Annotated in this window: 11 protein-coding genes; 7 read left to right on the top strand and 4 right to left on the bottom strand. The window is 63.9% G+C overall.

Annotated features, from left to right (window positions below):
• Positions 1 to 287 precede the first annotated feature (287 nt).
• Both HY836_RS05845 and alaC read left to right on the top strand, forming a co-directional pair.
• On the top strand, positions 288 to 1,133 hold the full coding sequence (locus tag HY836_RS05845; protein WP_290674549.1) for a PA4780 family RIO1-like protein kinase: 846 nt from the start codon (positions 288 to 290) through the stop codon (positions 1,131 to 1,133).
• Positions 1,134 to 1,221: 88 nt separating this feature from the next.
• Entirely contained in the window at positions 1,222 to 2,430 is a 1,209-nt protein-coding gene (gene alaC, locus HY836_RS05840) for an alanine transaminase (protein WP_290674492.1), read from the top strand.
• Positions 2,431 to 2,473: 43 nt separating this feature from the next.
• On the opposite strand, the gene HY836_RS05835 is transcribed toward alaC, so the two are convergent.
• The 3 genes from HY836_RS05835 to HY836_RS05825 form a co-directional block, all read right to left on the bottom strand.
• The gene (locus HY836_RS05835; protein WP_290674490.1) at positions 2,474 to 3,403 is read right to left on the bottom strand and encodes a CapA family protein; all 930 of its coding nucleotides are present in this window, start codon (positions 3,401 to 3,403) and stop codon (positions 2,474 to 2,476) included.
• Positions 3,400 to 3,867 (bottom strand): hypothetical protein, encoded by a 468-nt coding sequence (locus tag HY836_RS05830; protein WP_290674488.1) that lies wholly within the window; start codon positions 3,865 to 3,867, stop codon positions 3,400 to 3,402. The genes HY836_RS05835 and HY836_RS05830 overlap by 4 nt, the downstream gene beginning before the upstream one ends.
• Positions 3,868 to 3,931: 64 nt before the next feature.
• Positions 3,932 to 5,518: an NAD(P)/FAD-dependent oxidoreductase gene (locus tag HY836_RS05825; RefSeq protein WP_290674486.1), complete on the bottom strand. Its 1,587-nt coding sequence runs from the start codon at positions 5,516 to 5,518 to the stop codon at positions 3,932 to 3,934.
• A gap of 321 nt (positions 5,519 to 5,839) precedes the next feature.
• Between HY836_RS05825 and HY836_RS05820 the strand changes: the two genes are divergently transcribed.
• From HY836_RS05820 to HY836_RS05800, 5 genes are all read left to right on the top strand, one after another.
• Positions 5,840 to 6,841, top strand: a complete 1,002-nt coding sequence (locus tag HY836_RS05820) for an AraC family transcriptional regulator (RefSeq protein WP_290674484.1) — start codon at positions 5,840 to 5,842, stop codon at positions 6,839 to 6,841.
• Between the two features lie 145 nt (positions 6,842 to 6,986).
• Complete coding sequence (locus tag HY836_RS05815; protein WP_290674482.1) at positions 6,987 to 7,658, top strand: PEP-CTERM sorting domain-containing protein; 672 nt, start codon at positions 6,987 to 6,989, stop codon at positions 7,656 to 7,658.
• A 74-nt stretch (positions 7,659 to 7,732) separates the two neighbouring features.
• On the top strand, positions 7,733 to 8,407 hold the full coding sequence (locus HY836_RS05810; RefSeq protein ID WP_290674480.1) for a response regulator transcription factor: 675 nt from the start codon (positions 7,733 to 7,735) through the stop codon (positions 8,405 to 8,407).
• A complete protein-coding gene (locus HY836_RS05805; protein ID WP_290674478.1) occupies positions 8,404 to 10,344 on the top strand; it encodes an ATP-binding protein in 1,941 nt (646 codons plus the stop codon). The genes HY836_RS05810 and HY836_RS05805 overlap by 4 nt, the downstream gene beginning before the upstream one ends.
• Positions 10,345 to 10,376: 32 nt before the next feature.
• The gene (locus HY836_RS05800) at positions 10,377 to 11,720 is read left to right on the top strand and encodes an Hsp70 family protein (protein WP_290674476.1); all 1,344 of its coding nucleotides are present in this window, start codon (positions 10,377 to 10,379) and stop codon (positions 11,718 to 11,720) included.
• Between the two features lie 6 nt (positions 11,721 to 11,726).
• On the opposite strand, the gene HY836_RS05795 is transcribed toward HY836_RS05800, so the two are convergent.
• A complete protein-coding gene (locus HY836_RS05795; protein ID WP_290674474.1) occupies positions 11,727 to 11,954 on the bottom strand; it encodes a 2TM domain-containing protein in 228 nt (75 codons plus the stop codon).
• Positions 11,955 to 12,268 lie beyond the last annotated feature (314 nt).

The following is a 12,268-nucleotide window of genomic DNA, read 5'->3' as shown; positions in this document are numbered from 1 at the left end:
CCCCTGCAATCCCGCGTTGTGCCTCGCGGTGATGACAGCGTTTTTCCCCTATTGTTTTTGTAGTTCTCCACCCTCGGTATGCCTTGAAGGCATCGGCGTGTCGTGTTGAGTGCCCGCCGTTGATAAGGAAGAACTATACGGATTTACCGGACAAATGGCGCCCCCCCTTAGGAGGGCACTATGTAAGCAAACGCAAGCCATGGGTGTCACGATGGGCTAGCATGGACGCCCGTACCAACAAGGCCAAACATGACCACCACACAGGGCGAACTTCGCCGCGTGCACCGTTGAAAACCCCACCCAGACTGCAGCCCCTGCTGGAAGAAGGCCTGATCGACTCGGTCGTTCGCCAGCTCATGAGTGGCAAGGAGGCGATGGTGTTCGTCGTGCGCATTGGCGACGAAACCCGCTGCGCCAAGATCTACAAGGAAGCCACGCAACGCAGCTTCCGCCAGGCGGTGGACTACACCGAAAACCGCAAGACCAAGAACTCGCGTGAAGCCCGTGCCATGGCCAAGGGCACCAAGTTCGGCCGCCAGGCGCAGGAAGCGGCCTGGCAAAGCGCCGAGGTCGATGCCTTGTACCGGCTGGCCGCGGCCGGCGTGCGGGTGCCCAAGCCCTACAACTTCCTCGATGGCGTCTTGCTGATGGAGCTCGTGGCGGATGAACACGGCGATGCGGCCCCGCGACTCAACGACGTGCTCTTCACCGCGGAAGAAGCGCGCGCCCATCATCAAACCCTGTTGATGGAAGTCGTCCGCATGCTGTGCGCGGGCATCGTGCATGGCGACCTGTCGGAGTTCAACATCCTGATGGCCGCCGATGGCCCCGTCATCATCGACCTGCCGCAGGCGGTGGACGCAGCCGGGAACAACCACGCCCAACGCATGCTGCTGCGCGATGTCGAGAACCTGCGCAACTTCTTTGGCGGCTTCGCACCTGATCTGCTGAACAGCCACTACGGCCCCGAGATCTGGGCCCTGTACGAACAAGGGCTGCTGAGCACCGACACCGTGCTCACCGGCCAGTTCAAGCGCCAGCACAAGGCTGTAGACCTGGAAGGCGTGATGCGCGAGATCGACGATGCGGTGGATGAGGAACACGCCCGGCGACTTCGCATGCAGCAAGGCTGAAAAGCGGATAGGATGGCTGCGGGCCGCACCCCATCGTGCGGTCACGTCGCTCGGACGGTTCCGGGCGCTCACGTGAAAGACTCTCAGCATGTCCTCTCAAGCAGGCAAGCGCCGCTTTGCGCGCATCGATCGCCTCCCCCCCTACGTCTTCAACATCACGGCAGAACTCAAGCTGGCCGCCCGCAGGCGTGGGGAAGACATCATCGACATGAGCATGGGCAACCCCGACGGGGCCACACCACCGCACATCGTCGCCAAGCTCACCGAGGTGGCCCAGCGGCCCGATACTCACGGCTACTCGGCCTCCAAGGGTATCCCGCGTTTGCGCCGCGCCATCTCACACTGGTACAAGGACCGCTACCAGGTCGACATTGATCCGGACAAGGAAGCCATCGTCACCATCGGGTCGAAAGAAGGCCTGGCCCACCTGATGCTGGCCACGCTGGACCGCGGCGACACCGTGCTCGTGCCGGACCCTTCGTACCCCATCCACATCTATGGCGCCGTGATTGCCGGGGCCGACATCCGCTCGGTGCCGCTGGTGCCTGGTGTGGACTTCTTTGCCGAGCTGGAAAAGGCCATCCGCGGCAGTTACCCCAAGCCCAAGATGATGGTGCTGGGCTTCCCCTCCAACCCCACAGCGCAATGCGTGGAGCTGGACTTCTTCGAGCGCGTGGTGGCCCTGGCCAAAAAGCACGACATCTTCGTGGTGCATGACCTGGCCTATGCCGACATCGTGTTCGACGGCTGGAAGGCGCCGTCCATCATGCAGGTGCCTGGCGCCAAGGACATCGCCGTCGAGTTCTTCACCCTCAGCAAGAGCTACAACATGGCCGGCTGGCGCATTGGCTTCATGGTGGGCAACCCCGATCTGGTGGCCGCGCTGGCCCGCATCAAGAGCTACCACGACTACGGCACCTTCACGCCCTTGCAGGTAGCCGCCATTGCGGCGCTGGAAGGTGATCAGCAATGTGTGCACGAGATCTGCGCCAAATACCAGAGCCGCCGCGACGTGCTGGTCAAAGGCTTGCGTGAGGCGGGCTGGAATGTCGAATGCCCCAAGGCCTCGATGTACATCTGGGCGAAGATCCCCGATCACTACCAGGATCTGGGCTCGCTGGAGTTCGCGCGGCAATTGCTGGAGAAAGCCAAGGTGTGCGTGTCGCCCGGCATCGGCTTTGGTGACCATGGCGATGACCACGTGCGCTTTGCCCTCATCGAGAACGAACCCCGCATCCGGCAAGCGGTGCGGGGCATCAAGGCGATGTTCAAGGCGGATGGTGTGATCTCAGGCTGATGGCCGCCACTCAAGCGGGTTCGATGCCCAGTGTGGGGTCACGTCAAAATGGCGCGCGCCGTACGGGATGCGGTACCCCATGCTTGTCCATGTGCGCCTCCTCCACATGCCAGGCGCGTACCCCGTCGCGGCCCACATCCATCCACAGCAACCAGCCCGTGTTGTTCTCTGGCGCGGAAAAGCCATCGAACACGAAATTCCCCAGGCTGTAGATGATGGGCTTGCCACGGTAGACCTCGGTGTCCTGCACCACATGCGGATGGGCGCCCACCACGGCATCGGCGCCGGCGTCGATCATCAACCGGGCAAGTTGCCGCTGCCGGTCATTGGCGCGGGGCTCGTGTTCCTGGCCCCAATGCATGAAGGGGATGACGATATCGGCTTGCGTGCGCGCCTGGCGAATGTCATGGGCCACCTGCTCGTCTTCCGACCAGGCGACGCCGGGCAGTTGATCACCGGCCTCGAACAGGCGCGGGAAGAACTCGTCATAGGCCAGCACGGCGATCTTCACACCCTTGCGTTCGATGATGACGGCGCGATGCGCCTCGCGCAGGTTGAGGCCGCCGCCCACGTAAGGTAAGTGCGCACGCTGCAAACGCGTCAGCATCTCGGCAAAGGCTGCTTTTCCGAAATCACCCGAGTGGTTGTTGGCGATCGACACCAGGTCCACATGCCGCTTGAGCAAAGGCAACACACGAGGATGCGCCCTGAACGTCCAGGGCTTGTCCAGGGCCTTGCCACCCGACGCCACCACACACTCCAGGTTGGCGATACGCACATCGGCCTGAGCGAGCCTCGATGCAAAGGGCTTGAAGGGATCGCCACCGCGGGCAATCACGCGCCCCGGCCCGTCGGCCAGCATCACGTCACCCATCCAGGCGATGCGCACCTGCGGCGACGTGGTCTGGGCATGGCTCAACGAGCAGATGGCCAGCCAGGCCCACAAGCACACTGACCGCCACGCTGGCCTCATGGCGCAAGCTCCTTGGCCACCACGGCCTGCAAGGCACAACCGTAGCGCAACTCGCGCCCCAGATAACTGGCGTAGACATGGTTCCAACCCGTCAAGGCCGGCAACACCGTGGCAGCGGGAAATGGCGCCTGATGGCGCACCTGGTGGACGATCACAGGCGCATCCCCCAAACCCAACTCATAAACCGTGAGGGTGATGTGATCGATGCGTTCCGGGCGTCCCAGCACCACCGCCCTGAAGCGAAAGCGGTCCTCAAATTCGACTGTCTGCGCCACATAGGGATCGGCGGAAGCCGACTGGCGCAACACGCGTGTTTCACTGGCGTAGCGCACCTCGCATACCAAGGCAGACGACGTGGTGGCAACGGGTCCGGCAGTGGCTTGCTCAGCCGCGGCGCACGAGGCGTGGACCAATTGCAAACTGGCCGCCAGGCTCAAAGCGCCCAGAGGCCAGTGTCTGCACATGACAGAAGGGGGTGAGGGTTGTTCAGCCACGGCGCCAGTGTAGCGCCGCACGGAAGCCCCCAAATCAGCGCTGCGCCACCCGCGCCATCGCCTGATCACCAGCCAGGCCACCGATGCCGGACGAACCTGCACCCGTTGTCTTGCCAGAAGTCTTGGCGCCACCGCACTTCACGAAGTTGTAGTCACCTTCATTGACCGTGCGGGTCTCCATCCAGTAGCGCCAGGTCGACTTCGGCCAGATGGCGAAGTTGATGCCGTCCGCGGTCTGGTACCAGCTCTTGCAGCCGGAGCTCCACACGGTGCCCTTGAGCGCATCGCTCATCTCACCGAGAAAGCGAACCATGGCCTGGGGCTTGACGTCGATGTAGTCCACGCCCTTTTCCTTGACCTTCTTCATGCACTGGATGATGTACTCGGCTTGCGCTTCGATCATGAAGATGATGGAGTTGTGGCCCAGGCCGGTGTGCGGGCCAACCAGCTGGTACATGTTCGGGTAGTTGGCCGTGGTGATGCCCAGGTAGGACGTGGGGCTGACCTTCCAGTCTTCCTGCACGGTGTGGCCATTGAGGCCGCGCATCTCGAAGCTCTTCATGTAGATACGGGGGTCCACGATGAAGCCGGTGCCCAGGATGATGCAGTCCAGCGCACGCTCCTTGCCATCACGGGTGATGATGCCGTTGGGCGTGATTTCCTTGATGCCGTCGGTCACCAGTTCCACGTTCTGGCGGTTGAAGGTCGGGTACCACTTGTTGGAGATCAGGATGCGCTTGCAACCCAGGGTGTAGTCAGGCGTGAGCTTCTTGACCAGTGCGGGATCTTTCACCTGGTAGGAGATGAACTTCTTGAGCAGGCCTTCACCGATGCGGGCCATCCAGGGGTTCAGGATGGGCCACACGCGCGATTCGTTGGTCCAGTACAGGCGCCAGCGATGCAGCGTGCGCGAGAAGGGAATGGCCTTGAAGGTCCACTTGCGGAAAGCCGAGTAGCTGCGCTCGTCACGCGGGATCACCCACGCCGGTGTGCGCTGGAACACGTGCAGCTTGCCGACCTTCGGTGCGATCTCGGGCACGTACTGGATGGCCGAGCCGCCCGTACCGATGGAGGCCACCTTCTTGCCGGTCAGGTCATAGCTGTGGTCCCAATCGGCCGAGTGCATGACCTTACCCTTGAAGTCCTTCAAGCCCTTGATGTCAGGGATGGCCGGCACATGCAGCGGGCCGGAAGCCAGCACCCAGTGGCGCGCCATGATGGTTTCACCACCCACGGTCTTGATGACCCACTTGCCCGTGCCTTCGTTGAACACGGCGCTGACCACCTCCTGGTTGAAGTGGATGTGCGGGCGCAGGTTGTACTTCTTGACGGTGTCCAGGATGTACTGCTGGATTTCGTTCCAGGGGGCGTAGCGCTTGGTCCAGTCCGCCTTGGTCTCGAACGAGTACGAGTACATGTGGGACTGCACGTCACAAGCGGCGCCGGGGTAGTGGTTGTCGCGCCAGGCGCCGCCCACTTCGCTCTTCTTTTCCAGAATCAGGAAGTCATTGATGCCGTTCTTTTGCAGCTGGATGGCCATGCAGATGCCACCGAAGCCGGCGCCAGCGATGGCGACCTCCACCTCGCGGACGGGGGAAGAAGAAACGTTTTGATCTGTCATGGCGGCACCTTTGGTGAATAGGTTTGTGGGTGCGTCGACTCGGTCTCCCTCTTTGGATCCGAGACGACTTGTCTCCGAGCGCATGGCCATGTTGCGTCAGCAGCCCTCAAATCACCATGTTCGGTTGCGACGAGAAATTGATCGTTTCGGCCATTTGACCGCTGGCAGTGCCCCTCCAGCGGCACTAATTGACAAATATCAAACTCGGCGCCTGGCCGGTTCGAGGTGCGCTCCACCTGAACACCGTGGATCGGACCATGATAAATTCGGCTACTGATTGATTTTTTCGGCCAAGCCGCCGCTTGCCCACCCCGACACCGCATGACCACCCGCTCCATCCTGGGTTTGATCTACATGGTCCAGGGCCTCAAACAACTGGGCGAGGACCCGGAGCCCGTGCTGCAACGCCACGGCTTGTCGTCCGACAAGCTGGACCCGACGACCCGCATCGAGCGCGCCCGCGAACTGCGCATCTACGCCGAGTGGGCCGAAACCCTGCACGACCCGCTGATCGGCTTGAAGATGGGCAGCTTCTTCGGCCTGGCCGGCTACGGCCCCCTGGTCATGCTGCTGATGACCTGCGCCACCGCCTACGAGGCCCTGCAGACCGGCATCCGCTACCAGCGCCTGACTTATCTATATGGCACGCTGCGGCTGGAACCCGGCGAGCGCATGAGCGCCCTCATCCTGGATCCGATGATGATGGGGCCCAAGGCCTTTCGCTTTCGGGTGGATGGCGAGGCCTCGGGCACCTACAAGATGGTGCGCGACATGCAGGCCACCATGGGCCTGAACCTGCGCGCCGAGCGCCTGGACATGCCCTACCCCAAGCCGCCCGAGGCCGCCGCCTATGAAGAGCACTTTGGCTGCCCGGTGCGTTGGGGCGAGCACGAAGTGCGCTTCTGGCTGCGCAACGAGTACCTGCAGATCAAGCTGCCCACGGCCGATCCGAACGCGCACGCCATGTACCGCACCATGTGCGACCAGCAGCTCAAGGTGCAGGAAGCCACCACAGCCTCGCTGGCCGACCGGGTGCTCAATCACCTGGGCATGTTCAATGGGCATTTCCCGTCAGCTGAGGAAGTGGCCAAGTCGTTCGACATGTCCGAGCGCAGCCTGCGCCGCCAGCTCAGCGAAGACGGCCGCAGCTTCCGCGACCTGCTGGCCGACGCCCGCTACGCCAAGGCACGCTACCTGCTCAAGAACACCAGGCTGCCGATTGAAGACATCGCCGCCCAGATCGGCTATGCCGAATCCGCGGCCTTCATCCACGCCTTTCGGCGCTGGGCAGGGGCCACGCCCGGTGAATTCCGGGACCAGTGAGCCGGCCAGCCGACGCGGCGGAACTGCATCCCGCCCGTCTGGTGTCACATGATCATGTGTCATCCCAGGTCGTCACAAGTTTCTATGATCGTTCCAACACAGGCCGGCACCGCCACTTTCAGCCGACCTGACATGGAGGATCAACATGCAAATCCGATTTCTCGCTGGCACGCTGCTGAGTCTGGCCCTGGCCAGCGCCCAAGCCGTCGTGATCGACTTCAACGGCATCAACGTTGGCAACACGACCAACCCGACGGTCACCGTCCCCAAGCCCTATGTGGAAGACGGATTTGAGCTGACGACCTTCTCCGGCTCCCCCTACACCCACTATGCAGGCGGCACCATCTATGCGCTGACACCGGCCAACACCACGCATTGGTCGGGCTCACCCTCGGTGTATTCCGGCGTCATCACCAACTACGGCAGCGGTTTCTCGCTGAAACGCACCGACAACGGCGTTTTCGACCTGATCAGCATGGATGCCGCGCCCTTCAGCTCGGCCGGTGGCTACCGCAACTTCACGGTATTTGGCTACCCGGCCACGGGCGGCGGCTATGTGCGCCAGGACTTCGTGCTGGATGCCACCTGGGCCTCCCTCGAGACGCTCACGCTCGACAGCCGCTTCAAGAACCTCACCATGATCCAGTTCAGCTCGGTCTACGCCCAGGTTGACAACATCCAGCTGCATTTGCCTGGAGAAGGCGCGACCCTGCCGACCGGCCCCACCACGCCAGCGGTGCCGGAACCCGAATCCTGGGCCATGCTGGCCGCCGGCCTGCTGGTCACCCTCACGATCGGCCGACGCCGCAAGGCCTGACACCGGGTGGCAACTGCGCGCAGCCCTGCAGACGCGGGGATGCCGCACCCGATGCAGCTGATTAGAGTGGCGGCATGAACCTGGATCGCATTCTGCTGGTCGAAGACGACGAGGCCACGCGCCACTGGCTTTTGTCGCAACTCGAAAGGCAGCACACTGACGTGCACGCCTGCGTGAACGTGTCGGAAGCGATAGCGTGGCTGGACCAGCAAGCCGCCGACATCGTCCTGACCGACCTTGGCTTGCCCGACGGATCGGGCATCGACGTGATCCGCCACGCCCTGCGGCGGCACCCTCGCTGTGAAGTGCTGGTGATCAGCATCTTTGGCGATGAGGGCCATGTGCTGTCGGCCATCGAGGCCGGCGCCAGTGGCTACCTGCTCAAGGACCTGAGCACGGACAGCCTGGGCGAGCAACTGCAGCATCTGAAGGAAGGCGGCTCGCCACTGAGCCCGCAGATCGCACGAACGCTGGTGAAACGACAGCGCCAGATGGCCCCAGCCCCAGAGGCCGGCCACACCGCGCACACCGACGGCATGGCGCTCACCAGCCGCGAGCAGGAGTTGCTGGCGCTGATCGCCAAGGGCTTCAGCTACCAGGAATCGGCGGATCTGTTGTCGGTATCGGCCAACACAGTGCGCACCTACATCAAGCGCATCTACCAGAAGCTGTCTGTCAACTCGCGCGCCGAGGCGGTCTACGAATTCAACCAACGACAAGTCCAGCTCGGGCTGTCGCCCCTGCGGTGAGGTACCGCGGCCTCGGCCTGTGGGCATGGGGGGCCTTCCTGGTCTTGAGCCTGCTGACCGGCTGCAGCCTGCCTCCCCCCTCGGGCGATCAGATTCAGGCACTCAACCAGGGTGAGGTACTGACACTGCCCAGCCAACACCAGGGTGCGCTCACTCCCGCCGACATCCCTGCGCCCCCAGCGCCTGGCGATCCGCGCTGGCAAGCCGTCAGCCTGCCTGATGCCTGGGACACACGGCGTCCCGACCTGCAGGGCTACGCCTGGTACCGTCTGCGCTGGGCACCCGCCATGGCGCCGGCTGCCGGCCAGCCGCTGTCGATCTACCTGCCCTATGCCAGCATGAATGCCCAGCTCTGGGTCAACGGCCAGTTGCTGGGCCAGCACGGTCGGATGCACGAGCCCGTCACGCGGCATTTCTATACGCCGCTGCTGTTCGACCTGCCCCACGGCGTCCTGCGGCCAGACGGTCAAGCCAACGAGGTACTGGTGCTGCTCATGGGCTACCGCGCCTACCGCAGCGGCCTCGATGCCGTGTACGTCGGTGAGGCCGATGCCTTGCAAGCCGCCTGGCGCCATCGGCATTTCTGGCAGAACACCGGCACCCTGATCACCTCCATCATCGTGCTGACCGTGGCCGTGTATGGCGCGGCCCTGTGGTGGCGGCTGGGTCGCGAACCCATGTTCGGCTGGTTCACCGTGGCCGCTACCGTGTGGGGCGTGCGCAACCTCAACTTCGTGGCCACGGAGCTGCCCTTCGGCCTGCACTGGGACAACATCGCCTGGAGCCGCCTGTCCGTCAGCGGCGCCACCGTGTTCATTGGCCTGCTGGCCCTGTTCACACTGAGCTACAGCCGGTGGGTGCTGAGCAAGGATCGCCTGCCGCGCTGGCAGCAGGCCATCCCGCTGGCTTATGTGGCGTTCAGCGTGATCGCCTTCGGCGTGCAGGACGACACAGGCGGCATGCGCGTGTGGTTCAAACCCCTGGGCGCGGGGGGGCTGCTGCTGACCCTGTGGAGCCAATGGCACCTCCTGTTCACGGCCTGGCGAGTACGGGCCAAACAGGTCTGGGCGGTCGCCATCTCGGGGCTGGCCTATCTCGCCTTGATCTGCAATGACCTGCTGGTCGCCAACGATCTGGAAGGCCTGGGCCGGCTCTTCCTGCGCCAATACGCCGCCGTACCGCTGTTCCTGTCCATCACCCTGGTCTGGACCCATCGCTACTGGCAGGCTCTGCAGCAGGCCGAAACCCTGTCCGGCCAGCTACAGCGTGAAGTGGACGCCCAGCGTGCCGAACTGGAGGCCAGCTTTCAAAAGCTCGTCAAGGCAGAACGAGAACAAGCACTGGCGCAGGAACGCGAACGCCTGGTCAGTGACCTGCACGACGGCCTGGGCCTGCATCTGCTCACCGCCATGAACATGGCCAGACGCGAAGGGCCGGCCAAGCAGCCACTGGCCGACACGCTCCAGGATTGCCTGGACGACCTGCGCGTGGCCATTGATTCGCTGAGCAATCTGGAAGACCGCGATCCCGTCCTGCTGCTGGGCAGCCTGCGCTTTCGGCTCCAGCCTCGGCTGGCGGCTGCAGGCGTGCAGCTCGACTGGCAGGTCGGCGGCGAGATCCCGCCTCAGCCCTGGCTGGACGCTTCGCGCGCCCTGCACCTGCTGCGCCTGATCCAGGAAGCCTTGACCAACGCCGTGCGACACGGCCAGGCCAGCCGCATCCTGCTGCGCATCGAGTCCACGCCCGAACAGGCGGTGCGCATCAGCGTCGTCGACAACGGTGTCGGCTTGCCCTTGTCGCGTACCGAGCAACCCGGGCATGGGCTCAGCAACATGCACAAACGTGCCCAGGCATTGGGCGCCACGCTGGAGATCCTGAACGAAGCACAGGGTGGCACACACGTGCGCCTGACACTGGACGCGCCGCAGAGGGTATAAACACACCCTTTTGCAGTCTGTCCGGATCCCTCATGAGTTATTGCGCCATCGACTTCGGCACTTCCAACTCGGCCATCGCCATCGCACGCCCCGCTACCGACGGCCTGGGCGCCGGCATGCGCCTGGTGCCCCTGGAGGGCGAGCACCTGACCATGCCCACGGCGGTTTTCTACTGCACGGATGCCGACGACCTGCCTGCCAACACCTGGCGCGGCAGCACCTTTGACGACAACCTGCCGCGCACCTTCGGTCGTGCCGCCGTGCAGGCCTACATCGACGGCTACGAAGGCCGCCTGATGCGCTCCATGAAGAGCATCCTGGGCACCGCCCTCGTGGACCAGACCACCGAAGTGGGCCACGGCTTTGGCGTGAAGTACCTCGACGTCATCACCGGCTACCTGCGCCACCTGCGCAGCCTGGCCGAAAAGGCCGGCCAGCAGGCGCTGGACGACGTGGTCATGGGTCGCCCGGTTTTCTTCGTGGATGACGATGCCGAGCGGGATGCCGCGGCGCAAGCCTCGCTGGAAGCCGCAGCACGGGCGGTCGGCTTCAAGAACGTGTCCTTCCAGTTCGAACCGATTGCCGCGGCCTTCGACTACGAACAGCAAGCCACCAAGGAAGAACTGGTCCTGGTGGCCGACATCGGCGGTGGCACCTCCGACTTCTCCGTGGTGCGCGTGGGCCCGCAGCGCGCCCAGCGCCTGGACCGCCGCGAAGACATCCTGGCCAGCCACGGCGTGCACATCGCCGGCACCGACTTCGACCGCCACATCTCGCTGGCCAGCGTCATGCCCCCCATGGGCTACGGTGGCTTCGGCCCCAGCGTCAAGGGCGCCGACCCGCGCCCCGTGCCCAGCCGCGTCTACTTCGACCTGACCACCTGGCACCTGATCAACACGGTCTACCAGCCACAGCGCACGGCCGAGCTGCGCGCCATGGCGGATTTCTACGGCGACCCGGTCCAGCACCAGCGCCTAATGAAAGTCGTGCTGGACCGCCTGGGCCACGCCCTGGTGGGCCGCGCCGAAGCCGCCAAGATCGCCGTGTCACAAGGCGGTGACACCGACATCGATCTGCAACTGATCGAAAAGGGCCTGCACAGCCCCTTGAGCGCGGCCCAGGTGGACAAGGCCCTGGGCGCCGATCTGGGCCGCATCGTGGCCTGCGCGCAAGACACGGTGAAGTTGGCCGGCGTGGCCCTGAGCGACATCAACGCGCTGTACTTCACCGGGGGCTCCACCGGGCTGAAGCTGCTGACGGATCAGTTGGAAGCCGCCTTCCCGAATGCCAAGGCCGTGCGTGGTGACCGCCTGGCCTCGGTGGCCACCGGCCTGGGCCTGCATGCCGGGCGCCTGTACGGCCAGACCAAGCCCTGAGCAAGGTCAGGCCGAACGGCTGCGGCCGGCGCCGCCTCGGCCAAATGCCAGCCAGACCATGCCGTGGGCAGCCAGGCCGATGCCCCATCCCCAGGCCACGATGCTGGCCCAGTCAAACTGGGAGGTCGAGGCATTGATACGCCACAGGCCCACCATCACCATCACGTACACCATCGCGTGAATGGCGAAACTCAATTGCAGCAACTTGCTACCCCCTTTACTGCCTGCGGCCATGCCGTGTCTCCAACCGTTGATGAAAAAGAGCCGTCATATTGAATGTTTGACGTTCAGATGACTTGCCTGCGCGCGCCAGTGACTTGACCCACGGCACCGCCTGCGTCACCCAAAGGCTTTCGCATCTGGTTACAGCCTCGTGCGCCAACTAGGTGCAAGCCCGAGGAACAGATTCGGACATCGCTGGTCAGAATGGCCCAGGCCATATTTGTGACTTCCATCACAGTTTTCTCGGTTCGCCCCGTCACCCACTGATTCAGGCGCGCCAGGCAATGGCACGCATCACCGGCGTCACGGTGACCTGAACAGTTCCA

Origin of the sequence: Aquabacterium sp. (assembly GCF_016234775.1) — a bacterium.
Classification (GTDB): Bacteria; Pseudomonadota; Gammaproteobacteria; order Burkholderiales; family Burkholderiaceae_C; genus Aquabacterium.
The sequence above is the reverse complement of the archived record's forward strand: the minus strand, read 5'-3'. Positions and strand labels throughout refer to the sequence as shown.